Consider the following 23,648-nt stretch of genomic DNA (forward strand, 5'->3'; position numbering starts at 1 on the left):
AATAGAGCTCAGGAAGCGGAGGAGAACAATATGCACTCATTCAGGATCAGTAGCGAATATATTAACGATGGTTTTCAAGCGGTTCAGGCGAAGCCCGAAGATACGGAGGATGTGATGTCGCTGTTGGTGGAGACAGCCGAATGGTTACAGGGCCAAGGTTCTACCCAATGGAACGCTTTGCTTCAAGGTGAAGATTCACATGATACGGCAGGGGCAATTCGGCGCGGGGATGTGTTTGTATTTAAAAAAGGAGCTGACGTAGCGGGAATGGTCATCCTTATGGTTCAGCCAAGCCCGTGGGATATTCACCTCTGGGGTTCAAAAGCTTACGCCGAGGATGGCGCAATCTATCTGCATCGGCTGGCGATCCGAAGAAAATATGCCCAGAGCGGTCTGGGACGAGCAATATTGGAATGGTCCAGCAGCGGCATACACTTTGAAGGCAAACATACGGTTCGTTTGGACTGCGGAGCCGACAACGCAACGTTAAACGCCTTTTACGCGCGGAACGGGTATACTTTTCTGGGAGAGACTGATGGTTACAGTACATATGAGAAGCCGGTGGAGCTCCTGAGCTGAGCATGATGACTGTTCTCTGATTTTAATTTTAATTATTATCAAATATATATTGATGACAACTGCAAGTGGTTGACTGCTGGTTTGGTTTAAAGCTTTTGCTTCTGAGCGTCGTGTTTCATGAATATGTTGTATATACGAGTGATAACAAAAGCTTATCAAGTTCTGCTTAAATCGCGTGGTTTGAATAGCAAGATTTTGCTGTGTCTATCGTAATATAGATGTTCCGGCTGTCCTATGTCATAATGGATAACAGAGCCGTATCAGAGAAAACAAATGAATGAATGTGCATGCAATATAGGATGGGTAATTGAGAGAGATTCTCATTTTGTATCTTTACTGAACATATGTTCTGGTATATCATGAATGAAGATGTATGGAAAGAACGTAAGTAGAAAGGGGGAAACTAACAGTGAGATTGCTGCAGGCGCTTTTCTTTCCTCCGGAGCAGCCCGGAGGTGTATCCTCTATGATTCCTTATATGCAAGAGAGATTTACAACCCCAAGGTGGGAAATGGATCTGTTCTCGTTGCCGAAGCGGATTCGCAACAAGGGCAGGGAGGAAGTTCATTTCGAAACGTTTGACTGGACTGAATATCAGGATAGTCCTGTTGTCCAAAAATATATTCAAACTTATCGTGATTATCTATGGTGGACCAAGTTGCGTATTCAGAAGCCCTATGATCTGATTCATGCTCACCATCCCATTGCCGGACTTGCGATGAAAACGGTCTTCCCGGATACACCTCTCATTCAGACGATTCACTCCAGTTATGAACGAGAATTAATCCTTAATGGACGCATTGAAACGGACGGACCGGAGCATCAATTCCTGCTTGCGATATATGGTGAACTGGAACATCAGGCAGAGCGTCTCTTGACGGTGTCAGACTCGTTCCGTCGTTATCTGGCTCCCTACGTGAAGGAACCTGATGTCATCGGTGTGATTCCCAATGGATTTGATGAGAAGCGCTTTAAGCCGATTCCTCATGATAATGCGATACCACAGCTAGTGACGGTATGTCGGCTTGTTCCGGCGAAAGGATTGGATATTCTTTTCAAAGCCTGTGCGGAACTCAAGGGCAGAGGTCATGATTATGTGTTACATATTATTGGAGATGGACCGATTCGTCCTGATCTGGAAGAATTGGCGCAGCGATTAGGGATCTATAATGAGACCATTTTCTATGGTTACACACTGCACCCTGAGGAATTCATGCCATTCTTTGATATTTTTGTACTTCCTTCACGAGCAGAGGCATTTGGTTCCGTTTTCGCTGAAGCGGCGCTGAGTTGTCTTGCCCTTGTGGGTACGGATGTAGGTGGAATACCCGAACAGATCGAGAATGGTAGCAATGGGTTGCTTGTACCGGCAGAAGATCCTTTTGCACTGGCTGAAGCGCTTGAAAAGGTGATGCTTGATCCGGCATATCGTTATGAACTTGCCCGTTCAGCATGTGAAAAAGCCAAAACACATTACTCGCTCGGCAGATCAGTCAATGAGCTGAAGAAGATGTATCTACAGTTTCCCAGCAAGACCTAAAAGAGAGAACAAAAAGTGCGAGCCGCTGTGCTAAACAGCGGCTTTTTTTTCATGCAAAAGGTGTGCGCATGAGTGATGAATTGTGGTTATGAAGCAAACGTATGCACATATTCATGAAGTACATAAGCATGTTTATATATTTTTGCGTCCACGAAATGTACCCCAGCGGTTTAATACCAATTTGGCTGCCCAGAACAGTGCCATACTTCCGAAGATAGGGTAAAGGATAGATAGCAGAGAACTGAATCCAAACTGACTGAGTGAGTAACAGAGCAGCATAATGGTTAATGTAATGAAACGGGGATGAACGCGTATATGTTGTCTGAGTTGCAAGGTCATGCCATAGATATCCGCAACAAACGTACTGAATATTTCCATAAAAATAAGGGATACATATACAGATTGTACTGCCCATCCAAGTTGAAAGGCGATGCTGCCCATCGGAATTTCGAATTGGATGATGCCGGGCATCTGTGCCGACATGGCAAAATGGGCTGCCATTAGCATGAAACCTACGCCAATTCCACCCAATACTCCGCCCCACTTCAGCACATTCCGACTACGAATCTGGTTCCCTACAGGCACCAGAACAGCTTGAGCTAAAGCCAGATTAAATGAAGTGTACAACAGTGGAGACAGCCATACTTGAATAGGATTTGAGTCTGTCGTCAGTGTGATGAATCGGGAAGCTCCCGGATGATGGATGGTACTTGTGATCATGAGCAGAGATAACAGGAGCATCATAGGCACGACAATGCTATTCATTTGAAGGATAGCTTGGATGCCCCGACCGAGAAGCAGATATGTCCCTACAAGTGTGACGATTAGACCGGTCTGATAATGCAAACCGAGATGTTCGACAAAAACGGAACCTGCTCCGGCAAGCATGACACTGTTCACGCCAATGAGAATGAGAAGGGTCACCCAAGTGATCCATTTGCCCGCCTTGTGGCCGAATAAATGTTTGTTCAGATCCTCATAAGAGCGGGATCCGGTATCGTGGGCGATCAGCATCATTTTGGTACCTAACCAGACAAAGAGCATGGTGGATAAGCCTATGGTGACGGTGGCCCATTTGCCATACTGGGTAAAAAACTGCAAAATTTCCTGCCCTGTAGCGAAGCCGGCTCCGACCACCGTTCCGATGTATGTAAATGCGATCTGCAGCACCCGAAATGCCTGTTTCATGTGTTTCCCCTCTCAGGACCCTGTATAGTTTGGACATGCGGGTACCATGGTACAAGGTATGCTTGACCCACGAAAGTCATGACAATCGATCATGAGCTTTGGCTTGAATCGCGTCTGAAGGACAGCGTCCAGGCAATTTCGCTTGAACTTATAGATAGATATATGATACTTTTACCTCATAGGATAGGCTTGGGAGGTCAAATCATGGAATTATTGAAACAACGAATTTTACAAGAGGGTGTTGTCATCTCGGATCAAGTATTGAAGCTGGATGGTCTGTTGAACCACCAGATTGATCCTGCATTAACGATGGAGATGGGGCGTGAGTTCGCTGCCCGTTTTCGTGAAAGTGGAGTGACCCGTGTAATCACGGTAGAATCCTCGGGGATTCCGGTTGCGTTTGCCGCGGCCTATGAACTTGGGGTGCCACTTGTATTCGCCCGTCGCAAAAAAACACTTCTAGCTGATCCTGATGCTTACTGTGAACGCGTACCGTCCTTTACCAAAGGAATTGTAACTGACATTATGGTATCTCGCGAGTTCATTCATGAGAATGACCGTATTTTGTTCATTGATGATATTATTGCCAATGGAGATGCCGCTCGTGGCGTCATCAAAATCATTGAGCGTTCCGGTGCGGAACTCGTCGGATTCGGTGTTGTGGTAGAGAAATGTTTCCAGGCAGGGGCACGAACGATTCGTGAACAGGGGATTCCGGTGGAAGCCTTGGTACGCATTCGTTCCCTGAACGATGGGACGGTACAATTTGACGATAACGAAATGTGACATTTTAAAGGAATAGGGCCTATTTTTTGAACTATGCCTTTGCATGGCCGCTAATTTCATTTATAATGGGGTTATGTTAGGGAGAGGAGGCAACACCATGGGGAACCAACCGGCAACAGAACAATTCTTTAATGATAAGCTGGCGGAATCGAAAGTTCATTTTGAACGTGCCCTGGATTGTAAACATACGGAATTCGATGACCTTTATCCCTATATGATTGAACATCCTCAATTTTTCTGGTACAAACGCTATGTTGCCTGGTCAGAATTACTGACAATTGTAGGCTTATGCGAAGAGTTGTCCTTCTCTTGGAAAGAACAATTTACACCGCATCAAGTGGAGTACCTTGAAGAACGTGTGATGTCCGCCAAAGTGCTTGATTTTTGGTTCGAGAAGAACGACAGCAAAGAGCACGCGCAGCGGTAACTTTCAGTCGGGACATAATTTCGAATGACATGACAGTCCAATACAGTCACGTGAGACCTAAATGACTTTTCATTTAGGTCTCTTTTTGTAAATAAATTTGGAATATAGGAGCCATGAACATGATTAGTGATACAGAATTGGACGCCCTGCGTCTGTCAGGTGAGAAAGTCAGAGTAGTACGGGACGAGCTGGAATCGAACGATGTAACCGGGATTGTCGTTGCCTGGGATGGCGAGCAGGTACTTATCCGTCGTCAGAATCGACGTGTCGTCAAGTTGGATCGTGGTTACCGCTATCAGTTGTTCAGCGAACCCCGGCAAAGTCCACTTGGTGAGTAACAACGATCATTATGTCAGAAGTATGAGCGTACAAATGTTTGGAATTACCATGATTTCTTGGCATAATTGACTCACTCGTGAGAGAAGATAGGTACAGTGAAGAAATTCTGTAACTATAGCCGAGAGGGTGTGCTGCAAGACATGACATTGATGAATGATAAAGTTCATGCCTACAAGGATCAGATTGGAGCATTAAGTGATGTGCTGCCAGGTGTGGTGAAGTCGTATCATGAGTTTACCGGAGAATGCTTCCAACCTGGGGCGATTGATGCGAAGACCAAACAGCTCATCGCGCTTGGTATTGGCTTGTTCGCCAACAATGAGGTATGTACCTTCTATCATGTAGAAGAAGCACGTGCCAAGGGCGCTACAGATCAGGAGATTATGGAGACCGTTGCTGTGGCCGGAGCTGTAGGAGGCGGACATGCCCTGTCCCAAGGCGCGATGCGAGTGCAGAAGGCGCTGCATTAAGTGTAAGATGGAGGTAGTCCAAGGACTGTCCTCCTAAAGAGGAAATCAAACAAAAGAGGAGGTTCCGGTTGATCCGGAGCCTCCTCTTTGATATTATACCTACATTTTCCCTAACATTTTATCGTACATAAACTGTCCAGTTACCCGACGTGCTGTTACGTAACGATCATTGAAATAAGGATTGCTCATTTTGGTGATGCTTACCCCTTTGCTGCTGGATGCATGTGCAAATTGTCCGCCGCCGATATAAACACCTGTATGTGAAATGCCTTTGCCTGTTGTGTTAAAGAACACCAGATCACCTGTCCGAACATTGCTCTTGGCTACTGGAGTACCTGCTTTGGCTTGCTGTTGCGAAGTACGTGGCAATTCAATGCTGTATTTATTGAAAATATATCTCATAAACCCGGAACAGTCGAACCCGGCCAGAGTCGTGCCACCCCACTTGTAAGGAATACCTGTCATGTTGTTCACTACGGAGTTAATACTGCTTGCCTCTGTGCTTGTTGCCCCGGATGTAAATAGTACAGCCGCTCCAAAAATGGAGATAATCAGTTTTTTCAAAATCAATGTTCTCCCTTCGATGCCTACGGAGTTAGCTAAGGGTTCGGTAGAAGGTTCCCTATATTTCCTATGTATAAGAATAATTCACCCAAAATGGTTCCCCCGTTTTCAAACCTGAAACTCGGCAATGAATAATTAAGTTTTTGTAACTATTTGAAACTATATTGCATAAATGCGTAATTGTCAAACCCTTTTAAACCCCTTCGTAATACCTCAATGTTAGCGGAATTAACGATTTTATATGAAAGAAGGCGTCAAGTTTGGGTATCATTGATGACAAAAACGTCATTATTGATTCGTTTGAGACGAAATTGGATAAATAAATAAGTTTGTCATGAGTTAAAAGAACTATCCGTTATGTAGAATTTAAGAGATTATATTCATTAAGTTGCATATATTGACAATAATTGATTTTTTGCATATCATCTGATTATCCAATCCACATATTGGATAAAAATAGATTTTATTATGTTATATATTTAAATTAAGGAGGTTTAAGGACGGGCATTATAGGTAAGGTAGAATTGTGGATGTTATTACAATGAACATGGGAGAGTGTTACATTTGAAAGCAAAGAAAATAGTTACTTTTGTCCTGGCATGCGCCATGGTGTTCTCAACAGTTGGAATTGCAGTTCTACCTGTAGGGACGGTATCTGCTGCTGATGCATCGGGTACTACAGCGAGTATTTCAGATATTTTGAAGAACCAACTGCCGGATGGAGGTTGGAGAAAAGATTATAAACAAACAAGTGGAGAGTGGGCGAAGTCCACGATTGACAACAAGGCTACATATTCAGAAATTAGAAGATTGGCGAAGGAATTTAAAAAGACGAATGATCCACGCTACTCCACAGCTGCAATCAAAGGAATCAACTTTTTGATCAATATGCAGTATTCAAACGGCGGATGGCCACAAGTCTACCAAAGCTCTGGATATCACAAGCATATTACCTACAATGATGATGCAATGATTAATGTAATGATCATGCTCGATGAAGTAGCAACACGCAAAGGTGATTTCTCATTTATCGACAGTACACTTGCTAATCGCAGTAAAAATTCAGTTGCCAAAGGTGTGGAGGCGATTCTGAATACTCAGGTCGTCTCAGGCGGGAAGCTTACAGCATGGGGACAACAACATGATTCCAGTTCCCTTAAACCAGCGAGCGCAAGAATCTACGAAGTACCATCGCTGACAGCTGGAGAGAGTGTAACGATTGTTAAATTTCTGAAAACAAGGCCTGCTACCGCTAAAATTACCGCATCCATTAAAGGAGCAGAGGACTGGTTTAACAAGGTGAAAATTACGGGTTACAAGTATGAAAGGGCAAATGGTGATAGCAAGATTATCGCTGATTCCAAAGCAGCACCGATCTGGGCACGCTTCTATGAAATAGGAACGGATAGACCCATTTTCATTGGACGAGACGGGGTAGTTAAATACAAATTGAGTGACATTGATAAAGAAAGAAGAGGCGGTTATGCCTGGTATGGCAATTGGCCTTCCAAGCTGTAGTATGACTCCTTTTTGATGAACCAAATGATTAGTTGAAGGTAAAGCCCGAATGGACAAGCATGTCTGGTTCGGGCTTTCATGTTATTATTTTCAGTGTTGACATGATAGATTGGGCATGATATATTATTTCTTGTCGCCGAGATTAATCACGGAGATATAATATGCGGTCGTGGCGGAATTGGCAGACGCGCACGGTTCAGGTCCGTGTGGGCTAACCCCCCGTGGAGGTTCGAGTCCTCTCGACCGCATCGAATAAAAAGACTCCTCAAGCTAACGCATGAGGAGTCTTTTTTTGTTTGCATTTTTTGATATTATCCTAACATCAACTATACGGAATGTTTTATTGTGCTGCGGTAACATTAATGCTGTCAATATTCGGTCCTTCCGTTCCCGTTGTAACCACTTTCAAGGTATTGGTCCCGGTGTTCATGGGAACTTGTATTGTTTTTTCAACCCAAGTGGACCAGCTTCCCGTTGCTGGAAAGGGCTCATTGCTGATAACTTTGGTTCCGTTAACAAAAATGTCGAGGTTACGTGTTCCACTTTCCAGCGCATAACGAAACTTTACATTTTTGGTGCCAGTAATCGTATTGTTAATAGCGTTCCATTGAATGGTTGAACCAGTCATTGCATTGAAGTTGACATACCCGGAGCCTGTGTAACCGGGGTAGATCGTTTCAATGGCAGCTTCCGTAAGTGTTGTTCCGGTCTCTGCTTCATAAGTAGTGCCGCTGCCTGTATTTCCACCGTTATTCCCACCAGTAATGTTGGCAACAAATGTTGTTACGCTCTGAGCGGGGAGTTGTGCCGTGAAGGCTCCATTGGATACGGTAAGCGAGGCCCCGCTTGCCAGGTTGCGACTGCTGTCCGTAACCCATGAGGACACCGTGGAGGCATTACCATTCTGCAGAACGAATTTTTGGCTTGTGGCCGAAGTTCCACGGTTAATTGCCACGACGACTACTTTATTATCCCCTTTATAGGCTGAGACAAATGTGTTCGTATCCGGATTTTTCGTTGCATCGACTCGCAGGTAGCCAGGACGTACAAATTTGGAGAAATGGGCCATATTATATCCGCGTTTGCTTATGGTACCATCTTCTTTCATCGGACCATACTGTCTGCGGATGTACCACCACACATAGGCCTGGAAATCACCTTCCACCATGGCATTGTGCATGTGATAGGAAACCTCCAGTGCTTCAGGCCAGCGGTCTGCTGAGTTGTTGTCACTGTTCGGAACATATACCTCAGTCATCCACAGTTCTTTACCGGCTCCTTTTTGCTTAAAGAGAGGATAGGCAAAGTTCGAAATCTGGGTTCCATACGTATGTGCTCCCAGAATGTCCATGTTGGCAAGTGCCTGCGGATCATTCAGGATTGGATCGGATATGTTCTTCAAGTACTGGAAGGATTCAGGTGCCATGACTTTGGTACCTTGAATGGACCCGGCATTTTCTTTCATGAAACGAAGAATTTCTTGTGGAGTCCACCAGGTCCAGTCATGCGCGTAATCCGGTTCATTTTGCACAGAAATGGCATACAGATCTACGCCGTTATTTTTCATATAGGTTACAAAGTCATTCAGATGTTGCGCATATGCGGCATATTTGTCGTATTTCAAACGTTTGGCATTGGTATCTCCATTACGGTTGAACGTTTCCACCATGCTGCTCGGAGGATTCCACGGGGAGGCGAATACGATAGCTCCCTTCTCAATAGCCCGTTTCGCTGTGGCAACTTCACGATACCAGTTATTGGAATCTGGATCCACGTAGATCCTCAGAATTGAAAAGCCTAACTGATTCTGGTCATTACCAAAAGCAGTTTCACGTTGAGCGGGAGTCAGATCACCAATCCAGGCGGGAAGGTTAATACCGCCAAAGCCCTTGATCAGTTGTTTTTCCGAGGATAAATTAATGTTGGCATCACTTGCCGCCGAAACTTGTGTCGGGGTTAACATCAGGGGTAGTGCTGTTAAACAGGCCAATAAAACATTGATCGTTTTTTTGAATTTGAATTTCACTACTTTCATCCTCCTCGATAATGGTAAATGGTTACATAGAGAAACCGTGACCAGGGAAATAAAAAGAGCTGATAGTCTGGCATTTATTTTATGTAAACCCTTTCAAAACCCCCTTCCAAAAAGTATAGGAAAGAAATGAAACATATTAACTTCTTTCATTTGTTGATTCTACTAAATAATTGCCAAACTGAAAACCTGACAAATTACAGTATTTTTTCTAATTAATCTCTTTTTTCTACAGTTCAATGACATTTCTTGTCTGATTGTAAAGGTGAAAACGGGGAGATGGCGTGGTTCCCTGAAGATACAGGTCTCCAGTGGTGGGGATATTGTGATTAAGGAAGGCATTGGCTTACATATTCCCCCCTTCATTATCAAACAATGAAATCACAGAAACTTACGGGGAGGGAGTCATGATGATGGAAAATAGAAAGCATTTTCGATTCATTGCAGGTTGCATGGTATTGTTGATAGTAATTTGCGCAGGGATATCGGCAGGAGGGCCAACAGCGGCAGCTTCAGAGTCCACATCGAATCATAAACGATTAGCGATTATCATCGATGATGTTGGTAACGACATGAAAGGTACCGCAGAGATCCTGGCAATGCCAATTAAACTTACGGTAGCAGTCATGCCTTTTTTGCCAACAACGAAGAAAGATGCGATAGCTGCACATGAAAAGGGGATGGATGTAATTGTGCACATGCCCATGGAACCCAAGAAAGGAAGACCTGAATGGCTGGGCCCGGGTGCAATCACATCCAATCTGACAGATGAGGAAGTCCGCTCACGCGTGGAAAAAGCGATTGATGATGTGCCCTACGCAATTGGCATGAACAATCATATGGGTTCCAAAATTACTTCGGACAAACGCATCATGTCCATTGTGCTCGATGTATGCAAGGAGCGGGGCCTATTCTTTGTAGACAGCCGTACGAACTTTCGCTCCGTGGTGGGGGAACTGGCCATATCCAAAAACATGCCACCTGTAGGTAATGACATTTTCCTGGATGATCAGAACTCCAAGCAACACATTCGCAAGCAAATGGATCTGGCAGCTCGTCGTGCAATCGACAAGGAGACCTGTGTTGTTATTGGTCATGTCGGACATAGCGGGATGAACACATCAGCTGTAGTTCGTGAATCCGTTTCCCGTCTGCAGGGTCAGGTTGAGTTTGTAGGTATTGGCGATCTTGTGCGCGAAGTGTGGAACTGGCACGCTACCCCTACACTACCGACAGATAATAAATAATGCCGCTCGCAATAGACTCTGCGATTCGTTTTTGCTCTGCGGGGTCACTCATTCTGGCCCGGTCTTCGGCGTTGCTCAAAAATCCGGTTTCGACGATGACGGCTGGCTGCTTCACGTAATTCAATAAATAAAAGGGCTTGCCCCACACGACTCCGTGCTCCGTTTTGAATAATTGGTTCATGGCGTCCTGGATGGATTGGGCTAACAGATAGCTTCTGCCTTCCTTCTGGTGCAATACCACGGGGCCGTGTGCAGATGATCGGGGACTCCAGTTCGCATGGATGCTGACCACGATATCCGTACTTACTTCTTCGCTAAGGCTCTTACGTTGGGCAAGATCTCTGGTATGACGCGAGCGGCTGTTCAGCCAGCGGTTGTCGTCACTAAGGGCGTAATCACCAAGTCGATTGATGATAACGGCATAACCTTTGCTGCGAAGCAGGAGATAGACTTTTTGGCTAATGGCGAGATTGATATCTTTTTCCAGCACACCCTGGGCTGACGTACCGCCGTCAATACCGCCATGGCCTACATCGAGCAGGATAACCGGTGCTGCAAAGGCATGATGACTTGAGCGATAAGCATCTCCATCGGTCACAGGCAGCATGGATGGACTGTTCTGGGACGGGGCTGCTTTTCCATAAGCGACATGGGGAAGCATGGTAAGGCAATAGAAGCTGATTAACAAGGCTACCGAAGCGGTCAGCAGCTTATACATGGGATACACACTCCTTCATGAAATAGGTATCGGATGCAGATTCATGGCTGTTTGGATACCTTTGGCATTAGACTGTGCATTCTGAGGTTTTTCATACCCTTTTCAACAAAAAAAATGTTTAACCAGTACACATCTTGCACACAATAGAACTATCGTAAGCTCCGCGAATGTGCAGGAGCGAAGGAGGCAGATGTTATGGCCAAAAGTGATGAATTGGTAAAATACATTACGCAGCGGGTTGTTCATTATATCGATACGCCGAAGGATGAGCGGAAAGACCGTGCCAAAAGGAAAGAGCCGTGGGCGATGAAATGGTTTGGTATGATTCCCTTCGCTGTATCCCTGTGGGTGGGGAAAAAGGAAAAGGAATTGGATACACCGTCTCATAAACGAAGTTCTTCAGGCAAAGGATAACTGTAGCACACCTATTTCACTCAGTGAGCTTAAAGACACGCCTTGCTGAGAAACCAAAAGACGCAATCCCTTTATTACATGGGAAGGCGTCTTATTTGTTGTAGATATTTAATTGTTCTAACGTTATTTGAATGCTCTGTAGAGTTAGCTGACAGTCAAGGCTTCAAGATGTAAAACTGACCGTCTTGTTGTAATGTGCTCAAAGGCACAAAGCGTTGAATGGATGTTTTTCCACCAAGCGCTACATATAGAATGGACTCTGCTTCATGATCTGTATGCCATAGCTGATACCCGCTGACGGGTAGAGGACCACCGTATACGACGTTGCGATTCTCTGCTGAGAAAACAAATTCTTGATCCTCCCCGTGTTGTATCACCTCTCGTGCCCGATTGGCAGCAATAGGCTTGGATGTCATCCACAACAGATTGTCAGCTGGATTGAAGACGGGGCGCAAATGAATTGGATCGACTGTGCCCGATGGAGCTATGGATAACTTAGTTATGATCTCAGAAACCTGTTTGGAACCAGCCTCCAACACCTTCAGTAACTCGGAGGGTAATACATCACCATTCGTAGCATCAATATAAAGAGCAGGATGGCTGGGGTGTTCCACTTTCCAATAAGCCAGCAGGGGAAGAGCATAACCACGATGAAGCTCTCCTCCGCCAGCAAGTAACGCCTCAAGATTCACATGTTGTCGATTTAAGGCTTGTCCGAGAAGTTCATTGTTATATGGTGACTGCTCTCCTTGACCATATTCACTAAGCATCAGATGTCCCTGTTCTGTGGCGGTAATAATCATATATCCCATTGGTTTCCCATCCAATGCAGCTTGCACCAGCCAGCTATGTGTACCAGGGCCCAGAGGATAGAAGTCCAGGTCGGCGATCTTCCAATCTGCTTCCGCGTTAGCCGTACCAAGTGCAGCAGCTTGTTGCTCTGCAAATCGTTGTACAGCGACGGGAGCTAGCTTGTCATTCTGGGAAGCATGATGTTCGGGACCATATGCTGTAGATGAAGCGAGATATGGTGAAGACGTTTTTTGTTCTTCAGCATTGGCTATCGACCAAAAGGAGAATAGGGCAAGACAACTGAGCAAGCCCAAGGAGATACAGACTGTTTTCCGAGCGTTGTTCCAACACATATGGAAGAATTGTTTCAAATTCACACCTACTTTTCATTTATCCGTTACCTGAGCCGGTCCTAATTTCATTCTAGGGTACGGGCTATGCAAAGGTTGCCGCAACCTGTCGGGCAGCTGATCATGAATAAACACTACTTTTGCCAGCATTTGCAGGAAAAGTAGTGTCTTCGTCTATCTTAAGTGAAACATGCCGCTGCTAATCGCAGTCACTTTCACTTTGGGTTCATATTGCCAGATCATCTCGGTCCGGCGTGTCTCGTATTGCAGTTTCATGGCTTCGCGATCGATAACCGCCTGTTTGGCTTTCTCTTCTTCAGCGTCTGTCTCGGTTTCGATCGGCACAACGGCCTCTGCGGCCAGTTCCATATCTGTTCCAATGGGTTTAGCGTTAGTGATATCCAGAACTTTTTTCAGAGCTACAGGTGACGTGCGGTTAGAATGGACACTCTCCATGCCTGAGGCTGTGTTACTCGGGGGTTCTACTTCAGGTGTATCTTCCCGGAGTACTGCTTCGTAATAGGTATCCAACACGTCCAGCTCCAGATCAAGTCGCTCTTGGGCTTTCTCAGCCCAGCTATAATCGAGTTCCAGCAAGCGGTTCGTCAAATGAGATTCGAGAGCAGCTCCGGCATCGGATAACGATACTTTGGCTGTCTGTACATGCATGTTCTCCGCGAGCCTTGGACTGAGATCACGTCGATTCAGCTTGGTTCCGAACTTCTCTATAATTTCACCCGATCTAAGGGAGATGCCGAGAAAATGCAATTCTTCCCGTTTCAAATCACAGGCGAACTCTACCTTGAAACAGACACCGAGCCAAGGTTCATATACGGCTGGCGCTGTAGCGCGCAATTGCCGTTTGGCAGCCTGTTCGAACAGATTCACGAAGGCACCCCCTTCACGGGCTGCGCCAAAAATCTGTTGGAGCCTGCGACTGCCGTACACCACTTCTTCACGCAATATCCTTCCTGGTCCCAGTAGTGGCATGGATGGAGTAATGCCGAAATAACGGCCCAGAATGGTTTCTTTCGGTGGCTCGCCTTGAGGACTGCCGTTGGTTGCGCCATTCGTTTGAGCAAAGTCAGGTGATGCTTGCGCTGTTTTGGCTTCGGCTGCTTCAATGGCCTGCTGATAACTGTCAGGATCGAATATAAATGTAAAGGACATTGTCTCAGCGGGTGCTCCGGTTCGCTCCACGAACCCCCAATAATAGGGGCGATTGGTCAACGCTTTGTCTGCCTCAGGCGAAAGTTTAACAGTAACATGGGCAGGCGAACGCTCCATAATCTGACAATCGAGTGCTTCCAGATAGGTGAGAACATATGCCTGCACTTCATGGGGAGTCATGGTCATGGGTCAGCTACCTCCTTTGCGAAGATCTAACAGCCCGGAGACGGCAGGGCCTTCATCGGCAACCTCGCGTTGAATGGAGTTCAGTGATTGCCCAAGTGAATCCATTTTACGGCGAATATCTTCATCATTTTGTGATTCCAACATGATTTTGTACAGGCTTTTCTCAATGGACTCCTTCTTCTCCAGCCGTTCCAGAATGACATCCAGCCCGCCAATCACCATCTCAAACATATTGATCTTCTCATGCAGCAGGTTCAGGATATGTTCCTCAATGGTTCCGGACGTGGATAAGTTGAAAATGTTCACATCATTTTGCTGTCCCAGCCGGTGTACCCGACCGATCCGCTGCTCTACCCGCATAGGGTTCCAAGGCAGATCAAAGTTGATCATATGGTGGCAGAATTGCAGATTAATGCCCTCGCCACCCGCTTCGGTTGCAATCATGGCCTGCACACGTCCGCGGAAGAGATCCATCATCCAGTCTTTTTTGCCTCGATTCATACCACCCCGATAGGGTACAGCCGTAAGCCCGTTGTTACGGAAATAGTTTAGCAGATACTCCTGCGTGGCCCGGTATTCGGTGAAGATAATTACTTTTTCATTCATGTTGCGAATTAGCTCCATCGTTTTCTCGGCTTTGGTATTTTCCTTGATCGCTTTAATATGGGCAACGAGTTCCCAAATCTTGTCCCGAAGGGGAGAGTCCAGCGGAAGTTTCTTCGACAGATTAACCAGTGTCACGAATACCGCATCTCGACTACTACACACTTCACGCTGCAATGTAACAAGGGAGAGCATGCTGCTCAGGTTGCCGCCAGCTTCCTGGTATTGATCCTTAACAAAGGACGTCACCCCATCATAGAGCGCTTGTTCTTCGGGCGATAGTTGCAGATTCACGTTGGAGACGTTCCGTTTGGTAAATTGAACGGGGCCTTCGCCGCGGCGGTTACGAATCATCACTTTGGATAACTCGTTCTTAAGCTGTTCCTGATTTTTCGGAACCCGTTTGTCTACGACAAAGTTGGCCGCAAAGTCACCCTGACGCCCCAACTGACCGGGCTTCAGCAGGTTAATCAGATTGAACAGCTCACTCATATCGTTCTGCACAGGTGTAGCTGTGAGCAGCAAACAGTACTTTTTGCGCAATTTCAGCATGAATTGATAGTTGGTTGTTTTCTTGTTTTTGAGCTTATGTGCTTCATCAATAATGATCATGTCGTAATCAGTGTTCAGCAGCATATCTTTATGCGGGTCACGTTTGGCTGTATCCATTGAAGCAACGACTACTTCATTCTGCCAGGAATAGGCCTTTTTCTGGGCAATGGCAGGAATACCGAATTTCGAATTCAACTCCCGTACCCATTGCAGCACAAGAGAAGCCGGTACGAGAATGAGTACCTTGGATACGAGACCCCGAACCATATATTCTTTCAGAATGAGACCGGCTTCAATGGTTTTGCCAAGACCCACCTCATCGGCGAGAATGGCCCGGCCTGACATTTCAAATAATACTCTGCGTGCAGTGTCCATCTGGTGAGGAAGTGGAGTAAGGCCTTGTAAATGCTTCAAACACTGAATTTCGTCAAAATTGGGAATCAGATTGGTCTCTTCGGCTTGAATGCCCAGTTGAAAGAGTCGGTAATCTCCCCAAGGGCCCCCTTTATCCAGTCGTGATTCCAACTGATTGATCCAGCTTCGATCGAATTCCAGTGGAACGGGCAGCTCGGCTATAGGTTGATTCGTGTGGTGCGGGTTTTTCCGGTTCATGATGCTTCCTCCCCTGCCATACGTGATGACGTTTTATTCGTAGGTAATAGTATGGACGAATGAGAGTGAGTTCATAACTATACAAGTTGAACTACATTTTATTTGCACGAACACTACGATGACAGAACAACCTTCCAATCGCTGTTATCCCCAGATTTCTTTGATTCCCTTTTCTGAAGGGGAAATCCGGGGATAGCGTATGCTTTCGATGGAGCTTTCTTTCAGAAAGCTTTTAGGCGAACGCTTCGCTTTTTCAGGTTTTTTCTGTCTCAAAAAATTCACAGGTTTTGTATGCGTGAGTCTGAGGGTGTGTGAAGAAGCTTGTCCGAGCAGGAGAGTCTAAAAAATAAGGTCTGTGATAAAAGTCATATAGAAAATCAATATATGGTGTAATATACTGGTTTTATATCACTATATGTGGTGTTTCATCATAATTTACTTTTATAGTGAAAATGGAGCGTTAATCGGGGAGGTTGAACGTAGCGATGAAATCAAACCAACGATCGTACCAATTAGAAGGACTTAGCGAAAAAATATTTCTGGACCGATACGCCTGGAAGGATGCTGACTCGAATCATGCCAAGGTCGGAGATGTGGTACTGGTATTAACAAAGGATGATCCCAAGTTCCCAACCAAGGAAGTGGGCGAAATTATAGAACGCCAGGGTCAGCTCGTACAAGTGAGAACCCGAAGCGGAGAGATCATCGAGACGAGCGTGGAGAAACTGACGCTCAACATCGAAAAAACACCGGAAGAGATGTGGAGCCGACTTGCCAAAGCCATGGCCTCTGTTGAATCTACAGCAGATCAGCGGGCAACGTGGGAGTCCAAGTTCCGCTCCGTGTTGGAGGATTGGAAGTTAGTACCCGGAGGGCGTATTGCTGCAGGAGCGGGGGCAAGCGATGAGCTCACACTCTTTAATTGTTATGTTATTCCGTCTCCGCAGGACAGTCGGGGTGGCATCATGAAGACCTTGACCGAGATGACGGAGATTATGGCACGTGGGGGAGGTGTGGGCATTAATTTGTCTTCTTTGCGTCCTCGCCGAGCGGTGGTGAAAGGTGTCAATGGATCATCTAGCGGTTCCGTATCGTGGGGCGGATTGTTCAGTTATACGACAGGACTGATTGAACAGGGCGGAAGCCGACGGGGTGCGCTCATGCTGATGATGAATGACTGGCATCCAGATGTGCTTGATTTTATTACCGTGAAACAAACGATGGGGCAGGTGACCAATGCTAATCTGTCTGTATGTGTGAGTAACGCCTTTATGGAGGCTGTCAAGCAGGACGGAGATTGGGATTTGGTTTTCCCCGATACGAACGATCCAGACTACGACACCGAGTGGAACGGGGATATGCAGCAGTGGAAAGCCGCAGGCCATTCGGTGGTACACTATCGTACGCTGAAGGCGCGCGAAATCTGGCATACCATTATTGAATCAGCCTGGAAATCGGCAGAGCCTGGTGTGGTTTTCATGGAGTACTATAACCAGATGTCCAACAGCTGGTACTTTAATCCGATCATCTGTACTAATCCATGCGCGGAACAAGGCCTGCCTGGCTGGGGTGTATGTAATCTGTCAGCGATCAATCTGTCCAAATTCTATGATGAAACGAATCATGATGTGGCATGGGATGAACTGGCGGAAACCACTCGCATCTCGGCTCGATTTTTGGACAATGTCATTGATGCAACACCATATCATTTTGAGGAAAACAGACTGAATCAGCAGCGTGAACGCCGGGTGGGGCTTGGCACGATGGGACTGGCAGAGCTGATGATTAAGCTGCGTATAAGGTACGGCAGTCCTGAATCCCTTGAATTTCTGGATAAACTGTATGGATTCATGGCGAAGGAGGCCTATCTGGCATCGGCAGAGATTGTAGCAGAGAAGGGAGCTTTCCCGGCTTTCGAAGCTGAACCGTATTTACAGAGTGGATTCATGAAAAATATGGTTGCGAGGTACCCTGAAGTGGGAGAGGCCATTCGCAAACAGGGCATTCGAAATGTCACGCTGATCACCCAGGCGCCAACGGGAAGTACAGGTACGATGGTAGGCACATCAACAGGGATTGAGCCGTATTTCGCCTTCAAGTATTTCCGTCAAAGCCGTCTGGGTTATGATGAACAGTTCGTACCGATTGCGCAAGAGTGGCTGGATGAACATCCGGGTGAAGCTTTACCAGACTATTATGTGACGGCGATGGATCTGTCGGCTGAGAATCACATCCGGGTGCAGGCTGCGATTCAGCAATGGGTGGATAGTTCCATCTCGAAGACGGCCAACTGTCCGGCTGATTTTACGGTGGAGGATACGGCTGAACTGTATGAACTGGCCTTCGACCTTGGCTGTAAGGGAGTAACGATATATCGAGACGGCAGTAGGGATGTGCAGGTGTTGTCCACTTCGAAGAAGGAAGAGACCCAGGAGACCGAAGATCAGAACACGGCGGAAGCAAAAGAGAAGACGGACGTATCTACAATAGATAACCCGAATAATGTAGGAGGGCAGGCAGGTGTTGAGCCGGTCAGTAGTAAGGTTGATGATGAAATCCATTCTTCCGATCAAACCTCTTCCTCTGCCACAGTGCTGGATAAACAATATAGAAGCCGCCCTCAGGTACTTCGCGGTGCAACATACAAAATTAATACGCCATTCGGAATGGCTTACATTACAATTAATGATCTGGAGGGAACGCCGGGTGAAATCTTCCTGAACGTGGGCAAAGCGGGATCGGACGTGTTCGCCATGGCTGAGGCCCTCGGTCGGGTATGCTCACTGTTTCTTCGATACGGAGATCACGGGCACAAGGTGGAACTGTTGATCAAACATCTCAAGGGAATTGGTGGTTCGGGTGCGATTGGCTTTGGAGCCAACCGGGTGGAATCGATTGCAGATGCCGTCGCCAAAGCATTGGAAAGTCATGTACAGAGCAATGTGCAGGCGAATGAAACGGGAGCTTCACAAGAACAGAACCAAGTGAAGAGCGCATATCCACAAGTGGAGAATCAAAAAAACTTTATCGAATCAAGAGATTTATGCCCTTCTTGTGGTTCGGCATCCCTGATGAATGTGGAAGGATGCAAAACATGCAGTCAATGTGGGTATAGCAAGTGCAATTAAATAGCATTTGAAAAAAAGAGAAAAAGAAAAGGCGTTCCATGACTCCACCAAGAGTCAGGAATGCCTTTTCTTCATTTAGCTAACTAACACCATTTATGACTACGATCTGCCAATGACTGCAATTCGTTGAATAGAACCCCAGCGTGATAGCCGTCGCACACGGCATGGTGTAACTGAATAGATAAGGGAAGATAAACTTTATCGTTTGTTTGAACATATTTTCCCATCGTGAAGATAGGCAACAAGAAGGTTCCCTCATTGTAAATATTCAGATTAAATCCCGTAAAGTTCACCCAGGGAATACTGGAAACGGGAAATGTATTTGGTGGTTCATTGGGTTTGGCAACCAATTGTTTATGATCTTTGTAATTCTTCATATCGTCCAGATAACGATTGTGGAACGTCTCAAAATCTTCATGGAATGTCGTCCAGATCGTCGAGAAACATTTGTCGTCCTCATGAAAAATCGTATAGCTCGGAGACATCTCGTCCCAGTAGCCTAATCTCCCCTCGGCGTCGAAACTAGTTCGAAATTCTTGATGTGTATTGACGACCGTAGAGATCATATGAATAAGAGCTGGGTAGAACTTCATGCCTTTAAGTTTTATTTGAGCAATCAATAGCGTGATATCCAGATTAGCAGTCATGCTGTAGGTACATCTGACCTGATTCAAGTAGTGGTCAAAGTAAGGCTTTCGATCCCACTGATCTAACACGATTGGATTAAACATAAGTTATAACCTCCTAAATTTGAATAATGCCTTCATTTAGGAGGTATATTTGACTGATTTGACCATATCCTATCACATTCCCGGTATCGTATTTTTAGACATTGATCCCTCTCAGTATAACATAATAATGAATGTGTGCTTATAGCGTAATACTCCGCAAAGAGCTTTTTCAACCTGCTGCATTACTTTATAATGAAAGTGTATGTATAACGAAGAAGAGAGGGGATTAGATGCGTCAGCCGATAGAAGAACCCAAATTTTATTCTTATCCTGGAATGGTAGCGGTGGTGACTTCACGTCATGAGGGAGTCCAGAATGTGATGGCGTCCGGATGGCATACATACATCGGATCATCTCCAGGTGTATACGGCATCTCCCTTCGTAAGGAAACATACTCCTATGAACTCATTGAGAAGAGTGGCGTATTCGGAGTTCATTTCCTACCAGGTCATCGATCAGAGTGGATTCAAGCTGCAGGAACGTTCAGTGGAAGAGATACAGATAAATTTACAAGATTCGGCATTCCATATGAGGAAGGAATGAAGGTAAGTGTACCCATTTTGACGGACGCTTATTTTGCTTATGAATGCAAAGTTATGGATATTACAACATATGGTGACCATGAATGGATTGCAGGCGAGGTGTTGCAGCGATATCAGGATCCGAAGTACTTTCTGGAGAATGGAATGGTTGATCTGGAGAAGTTGCAAATCCCAATGTACACAGGGCGCTCAACATACCGAATCCTGGATGCAAGGACAGAAGAAAAGAATCACCCGTTCTACCTCTAGGGTCCTAGGCAAGAAGAAGCAATTATGAGCAAAACTTTCAATCCGGTCTGACATAGGTTTATAATGGATAGTGGCTGCTGAGCAAGTCGGCAGCCTTTTGTTATGAATTTAATTGTTTCAATGAACGGTTGCGTGGGTATGCTGGTTTGCGCAAGCGGACAGGTAATTTTAGCCACTCGATGAAAAGTACTATATTTAACGACAAAATTAGAGTATGATTTTACAGCTATATGAGCTGGCAGGAAAGGTTACATCGGTTTAAACGTTTGTAAATATTCTTGTAAAGTATGAGGCTTATTTCGGGCGTATAATGCTAAACGTGAACTTACGAATCCATATAAAGAATATTGTAATGATTAAAACTTAATGGACCGGCAACACGTCTACCTTAAGACTGTAGAATTCACCAAGAATGTAGCATCATCGGAACGTGCTTCAAACAGAGGCTTTTCTTATGTTGTAAATGAAAGATGGAAGGTGCAATACGTATGTTAATGACAACCAGAACGATCAGGAGTTCCATTATGCCCCCAACACCGATGTTGTTGACTCACAGTAACAAGGAGGGGCATGCATGTCACAATTGCCTAATAACAAGCGACATATGAACGGACTGGATGGCTTGCGAGCCATCGCTGTACTTGCGGTAATCGCGTATCATCTCAATTTGGATTTTATTCCGGGTGGATTGCTCGGTGTAGGTATATTCTTTGTTCTCTCTGGATATTTAATTACAGATATCCTCGTGTCACAGTGGCAGGAACATGGACGCATTTCACTCGGTGATTTTTGGGTAAGACGGGTAAGGCGCTTGCTTCCAGGCATGCTGACCATGACAGCTGTGGTAATGATCTGGTTGGCCTGTACAGACCCATCCCGGCTCGCTGCGCTTCGTGGTGATATCGTTTCGGGTGTATTATACATAAGCAATTGGTGGTATATCTTTCACAACGTTTCCTATTTCGAAAGTTTTGGCCCTCCATCACCGTTTGGACATTTCTGGTCACTGGCTGTGGAAGAGCAATTTTATCTCATATGGCCTCTTCTGCTGATCGCAGCAATCGTCGTGTTCAAAAGAAAGGGATGGCTGGTCGTCTTCATTGTCGTCGCAGCTGAGTTGTCTGCTGGCGCAATGGCCATCATGTATAATCCGGATCTGGACCCAAGCCGTGTATATTATGGAACAGACACGCGGGCATTCGCACTGCTTGCTGGTGCTGCTCTTGCCGTGGTGTGGCCTAGTCGCAAGCTCTCGAACTCTCTGCCTGGCATGAATCGGCTTGTACTCGATATATCGGGACTAGCTGCACTCGCTTTATTAATCTACATGATGTTGAACAGCAGTGAATATGATCCGTTTCTGTATCAAGGAGGAATGGTGCTTCAGGCTGTGGCAACAACGTTGCTGGTAGCGGTATTGGCTCACCCATCGTCATTCCTGGCACGGTTCATTGGAGCAAAGCCATTACGCTGGATTGGAGAGCGATCCTACGGATTATATCTATGGCATTATCCAGTTATTATTTTAACCAATCCCGCGGTGGATACGGGAGGAGCGCATCCTGTACGAATCATTTTACAAGTTGCTGTAACGGTTGTACTGGCTTCATTATCTCTTAAGTATATTGAAAATCCGATTCGCTACAACGGATTCCGTGATTCCTGGTCCCGATTATGGGGAAGAGGGCGGTCATCGATCGGTATACGTAATGTGTGGTGGAAGCGGACAGGTCTGTTGATGACGATTCTGCTGTTGTCCTATACGGTATCCCAGATGATGGTCTCACATGCAGCGAATTCTGACTCCCATTCCGTATCGATGTCGACCACATTGAATGGAGAGAATTCTGTAGCTGAGGAACAGGGACAGGATGTTTTGCCAGCGAATACAGCGACATCGGGCTCAGGTCAAAAGAACGATGCGCATAGCCATAAACCGGAAGCAGGAACGAAAGATAATCCGGAGAACAATGAAAAACCGACAGGAGAGACGGCGCCAGACTCGAAACCTGGGGACCAGGACAATTCAACGAGTGGTGGCAAAGACGGTCAGTCTGAAGATAAGCCGGCTGATGAATCCGTGGCTAACGAGAATGATGCTCCGGACGGAGCTGAAGCGAACCCATCCGATGGAACGGATGATGTACCTGATTCGTCTGAGGAACATGAAGAAACGGCTCCTCCTGCCCAGGATGGCAAGATTCATTATACCGTCATTGGAGATTCCGTGATTTTGGATGCAAAACCATATCTGGAGCAAAGTATAGCGGGAGTGTACGTGGATGGACATGTTGGCCGTCAAATGTGGCAGGCAGGCGATGTATTGGAAGGGCTGAAGCGAAACAACCAAATGGGCGGCAAGGTGGTGCTGGAGCTCGGGACGAATGGTTCCTTTAACTCCAAAAACTTGAATGCGGTGCTTGATTATCTGAAGGATGAGGATCAGGTGTATCTGGTTACTGTGCGTGTACCTCGTCCGTGGGAACGAACGGTAAACAGGGCGTTGAATGAAGCAGCATCCAACTACAGTAATGTCTCACTGATTGACTGGAACAGTGCAAGTGAAGGACACGACGAATATTTTGAAAAAGACGGTGTACATCTCACTACGCAAGGGTCAGAAGCTTTTGCAGAACTGGTGAAGAACAGTATTCAATAATACGCAATCCATATTCAATACGATTTAGCACTTATTCATTACTATAACCTAGGTTTAAGCTGCCGATGGCTGCAACAAGAAAGAGCTCTCATTGTGAGGGCTCTTTCTTGTTGTTATGAGCAATAAGTCAGCAATGTAAGTTCCAAACAGGGGAACCGATATTTTTCACCCCTGCATCCGTGGATCGTCACCTTACGGTATGATAACGTTACCATTTACAATAAGTGTAATCAAATCGCCGAGGGGGAATAT

20 protein-coding genes, 1 tRNA gene, 1 pseudogene and 1 riboswitch are annotated in these 23,648 nt (G+C 45.9%); of the genes and pseudogenes, 13 read left to right on the top strand and 9 right to left on the bottom strand.

Annotation, left to right across the window (positions count from 1 at the left end; all coding sequences use genetic code 11):
* Positions 1-30: 30 nt before the first annotated feature.
* Together NLBNIHML_RS27735 and NLBNIHML_RS27740 are read left to right on the top strand one after the other, a co-directional pair.
* Positions 31-579 (top strand): GNAT family N-acetyltransferase, encoded by a 549-nt coding sequence (locus NLBNIHML_RS27735; protein ID WP_339241215.1) that lies wholly within the window; start codon positions 31-33, stop codon positions 577-579.
* Positions 580-988: 409 nt separating this feature from the next.
* A complete protein-coding gene (locus NLBNIHML_RS27740) occupies positions 989-2,119 on the top strand; it encodes a glycosyltransferase family 4 protein (RefSeq protein WP_494353264.1) in 1,131 nt (376 codons plus the stop codon).
* Positions 2,120-2,251: 132 nt separating this feature from the next.
* On the opposite strand, the gene NLBNIHML_RS27745 is transcribed toward NLBNIHML_RS27740, so the two are convergent.
* Positions 2,252-3,307 (bottom strand): YkvI family membrane protein, encoded by a 1,056-nt coding sequence (locus NLBNIHML_RS27745; RefSeq protein WP_339241217.1) that lies wholly within the window; start codon positions 3,305-3,307, stop codon positions 2,252-2,254.
* 204 nt (positions 3,308-3,511) lie between these two features.
* Between NLBNIHML_RS27745 and NLBNIHML_RS27750 the strand changes: the two genes are divergently transcribed.
* From NLBNIHML_RS27750 to NLBNIHML_RS27765, 4 genes are all read left to right on the top strand, one after another.
* Positions 3,512-4,093 carry a xanthine phosphoribosyltransferase gene (locus NLBNIHML_RS27750; RefSeq protein ID WP_124113961.1) on the top strand — a complete coding sequence of 194 codons (582 nt, stop codon included), beginning with the start codon at positions 3,512-3,514 and terminating at the stop codon, positions 4,091-4,093.
* A 97-nt stretch (positions 4,094-4,190) separates the two neighbouring features.
* A complete protein-coding gene (locus NLBNIHML_RS27755) occupies positions 4,191-4,520 on the top strand; it encodes a hypothetical protein (protein WP_036609615.1) in 330 nt (109 codons plus the stop codon).
* 119 nt (positions 4,521-4,639) lie between these two features.
* Complete coding sequence (locus NLBNIHML_RS27760; protein ID WP_278295843.1) at positions 4,640-4,858, top strand: hypothetical protein; 219 nt, start codon at positions 4,640-4,642, stop codon at positions 4,856-4,858.
* Positions 4,859-4,999: 141 nt separating this feature from the next.
* Complete coding sequence (locus NLBNIHML_RS27765) at positions 5,000-5,329, top strand: carboxymuconolactone decarboxylase family protein (RefSeq protein WP_339243003.1); 330 nt, start codon at positions 5,000-5,002, stop codon at positions 5,327-5,329.
* A 99-nt stretch (positions 5,330-5,428) separates the two neighbouring features.
* Here the strand turns inward: NLBNIHML_RS27765 and NLBNIHML_RS27770 are convergent, their stop codons facing one another.
* Entirely contained in the window at positions 5,429-5,893 is a 465-nt protein-coding gene (locus NLBNIHML_RS27770) for a C40 family peptidase (protein ID WP_339241221.1), read from the bottom strand.
* A 5-nt stretch (positions 5,894-5,898) separates the two neighbouring features.
* Positions 5,899-6,030: riboswitch (cyclic di-AMP (ydaO/yuaA leader) on the bottom strand.
* 418 nt (positions 6,031-6,448) lie between these two features.
* Here NLBNIHML_RS27770 and pelA point away from each other — a divergent pair.
* A complete protein-coding gene (gene pelA / locus NLBNIHML_RS27775) occupies positions 6,449-7,411 on the top strand; it encodes a pectate lyase (protein ID WP_494353265.1) in 963 nt (320 codons plus the stop codon).
* 163 nt (positions 7,412-7,574) lie between these two features.
* Positions 7,575-7,659 (top strand) — tRNA-Leu (locus NLBNIHML_RS27780).
* A gap of 92 nt (positions 7,660-7,751) precedes the next feature.
* On the opposite strand, the gene NLBNIHML_RS27785 is transcribed toward NLBNIHML_RS27780, so the two are convergent.
* Both NLBNIHML_RS27785 and xynC read right to left on the bottom strand, forming a co-directional pair.
* Positions 7,752-8,177 (bottom strand): carbohydrate-binding protein, encoded by a 426-nt coding sequence (locus tag NLBNIHML_RS27785; protein WP_494354770.1) that lies wholly within the window; start codon positions 8,175-8,177, stop codon positions 7,752-7,754.
* A pseudogene (xynC, locus tag NLBNIHML_RS27790) lies at positions 8,178-9,446 on the bottom strand (glucuronoarabinoxylan endo-1,4-beta-xylanase XynC); the annotation flags it as partial.
* Between the two features lie 404 nt (positions 9,447-9,850).
* On the opposite strand from xynC, the gene NLBNIHML_RS27795 reads away from it, so the two are divergent.
* Positions 9,851-10,690, top strand: coding sequence for a divergent polysaccharide deacetylase family protein (locus tag NLBNIHML_RS27795; RefSeq protein WP_472478827.1), 840 nt, complete (start codon positions 9,851-9,853; stop codon positions 10,688-10,690).
* Here NLBNIHML_RS27795 and NLBNIHML_RS27800 read toward each other — a convergent pair.
* Positions 10,665-11,408 carry an N-acetylmuramoyl-L-alanine amidase family protein gene (locus NLBNIHML_RS27800; protein WP_342572520.1) on the bottom strand — a complete coding sequence of 248 codons (744 nt, stop codon included), beginning with the start codon at positions 11,406-11,408 and terminating at the stop codon, positions 10,665-10,667. The genes NLBNIHML_RS27795 and NLBNIHML_RS27800 overlap by 26 nt on opposite strands.
* Before the next feature lie 195 nt (positions 11,409-11,603).
* Here NLBNIHML_RS27800 and NLBNIHML_RS27805 point away from each other — a divergent pair, with 195 nt between their 5' ends.
* On the top strand, positions 11,604-11,822 hold the full coding sequence (locus NLBNIHML_RS27805; RefSeq protein ID WP_339303090.1) for a YqzE family protein: 219 nt from the start codon (positions 11,604-11,606) through the stop codon (positions 11,820-11,822).
* Between the two features lie 155 nt (positions 11,823-11,977).
* Here NLBNIHML_RS27805 and NLBNIHML_RS27810 read toward each other — a convergent pair whose 3' ends face one another.
* The 3 genes from NLBNIHML_RS27810 to NLBNIHML_RS27820 all read right to left on the bottom strand — a co-directional run bounded on the left by NLBNIHML_RS27810 (position 11,978) and on the right by NLBNIHML_RS27820 (position 16,087).
* Entirely contained in the window at positions 11,978-12,991 is a 1,014-nt protein-coding gene (locus tag NLBNIHML_RS27810) for a hypothetical protein (protein WP_494353266.1), read from the bottom strand.
* 147 nt (positions 12,992-13,138) lie between these two features.
* Positions 13,139-14,320 (bottom strand): YqhG family protein, encoded by a 1,182-nt coding sequence (locus tag NLBNIHML_RS27815; RefSeq protein ID WP_494353267.1) that lies wholly within the window; start codon positions 14,318-14,320, stop codon positions 13,139-13,141.
* Between the two features lie 3 nt (positions 14,321-14,323).
* On the bottom strand, positions 14,324-16,087 hold the full coding sequence (locus NLBNIHML_RS27820; RefSeq protein WP_494353268.1) for a DEAD/DEAH box helicase: 1,764 nt from the start codon (positions 16,085-16,087) through the stop codon (positions 14,324-14,326).
* A 485-nt stretch (positions 16,088-16,572) separates the two neighbouring features.
* Between NLBNIHML_RS27820 and NLBNIHML_RS27825 the strand changes: the two genes are divergently transcribed.
* Complete coding sequence (locus NLBNIHML_RS27825; RefSeq protein WP_494353269.1) at positions 16,573-19,215, top strand: adenosylcobalamin-dependent ribonucleoside-diphosphate reductase; 2,643 nt, start codon at positions 16,573-16,575, stop codon at positions 19,213-19,215.
* 83 nt (positions 19,216-19,298) lie between these two features.
* Here the strand turns inward: NLBNIHML_RS27825 and catA are convergent, their stop codons facing one another.
* Entirely contained in the window at positions 19,299-19,946 is a 648-nt protein-coding gene (gene catA / locus NLBNIHML_RS27830; protein WP_494353270.1) for a type A chloramphenicol O-acetyltransferase, read from the bottom strand.
* A 230-nt stretch (positions 19,947-20,176) separates the two neighbouring features.
* Between catA and NLBNIHML_RS27835 the strand changes: the two genes are divergently transcribed.
* Both NLBNIHML_RS27835 and NLBNIHML_RS27840 read left to right on the top strand, forming a co-directional pair.
* Entirely contained in the window at positions 20,177-20,737 is a 561-nt protein-coding gene (locus NLBNIHML_RS27835; RefSeq protein WP_339303085.1) for a flavin reductase family protein, read from the top strand.
* Between the two features lie 574 nt (positions 20,738-21,311).
* Positions 21,312-23,396, top strand: coding sequence for an acyltransferase family protein (locus NLBNIHML_RS27840; RefSeq protein WP_472478817.1), 2,085 nt, complete (start codon positions 21,312-21,314; stop codon positions 23,394-23,396).
* The last annotated feature ends 252 nt before the right edge of the window (positions 23,397-23,648 follow it).

Source organism: Paenibacillus sp. JNU01, assembly GCF_059130585.1.

What these genes read in the sequence shown, in the direction of transcription:
- NLBNIHML_RS27840 (WP_472478817.1), top strand. Translation starts at nt 21,312, where the DNA reads ATGTCACAATTGCCTAATAACAAGCGACATATGAACGGACTGGATGGC.
- NLBNIHML_RS27760 (WP_278295843.1), top strand. Translation starts at nt 4,640, where the DNA reads ATGATTAGTGATACAGAATTGGACGCCCTGCGTCTGTCAGGTGAGAAA.
- NLBNIHML_RS27765 (WP_339243003.1), top strand. Translation starts at nt 5,000, where the DNA reads ATGACATTGATGAATGATAAAGTTCATGCCTACAAGGATCAGATTGGA.
- NLBNIHML_RS27735 (WP_339241215.1), top strand. Translation starts at nt 31, where the DNA reads ATGCACTCATTCAGGATCAGTAGCGAATATATTAACGATGGTTTTCAA.
- NLBNIHML_RS27820 (WP_494353268.1), bottom strand. Translation starts at nt 16,087, where the DNA reads ATGAACCGGAAAAACCCGCACCACACGAATCAACCTATAGCCGAGCTG.
- NLBNIHML_RS27745 (WP_339241217.1), bottom strand. Translation starts at nt 3,307, where the DNA reads ATGAAACAGGCATTTCGGGTGCTGCAGATCGCATTTACATACATCGGA.
- NLBNIHML_RS27805 (WP_339303090.1), top strand. Translation starts at nt 11,604, where the DNA reads ATGGCCAAAAGTGATGAATTGGTAAAATACATTACGCAGCGGGTTGTT.
- NLBNIHML_RS27800 (WP_342572520.1), bottom strand. Translation starts at nt 11,408, where the DNA reads ATGTATAAGCTGCTGACCGCTTCGGTAGCCTTGTTAATCAGCTTCTAT.
- NLBNIHML_RS27825 (WP_494353269.1), top strand. Translation starts at nt 16,573, where the DNA reads ATGAAATCAAACCAACGATCGTACCAATTAGAAGGACTTAGCGAAAAA.
- NLBNIHML_RS27750 (WP_124113961.1), top strand. Translation starts at nt 3,512, where the DNA reads ATGGAATTATTGAAACAACGAATTTTACAAGAGGGTGTTGTCATCTCG.
- NLBNIHML_RS27835 (WP_339303085.1), top strand. Translation starts at nt 20,177, where the DNA reads ATGCGTCAGCCGATAGAAGAACCCAAATTTTATTCTTATCCTGGAATG.
- NLBNIHML_RS27755 (WP_036609615.1), top strand. Translation starts at nt 4,191, where the DNA reads ATGGGGAACCAACCGGCAACAGAACAATTCTTTAATGATAAGCTGGCG.
- catA (WP_494353270.1), bottom strand. Translation starts at nt 19,946, where the DNA reads ATGTTTAATCCAATCGTGTTAGATCAGTGGGATCGAAAGCCTTACTTT.
- NLBNIHML_RS27815 (WP_494353267.1), bottom strand. Translation starts at nt 14,320, where the DNA reads ATGACCATGACTCCCCATGAAGTGCAGGCATATGTTCTCACCTATCTG.
- NLBNIHML_RS27795 (WP_472478827.1), top strand. Translation starts at nt 9,851, where the DNA reads ATGATGATGGAAAATAGAAAGCATTTTCGATTCATTGCAGGTTGCATG.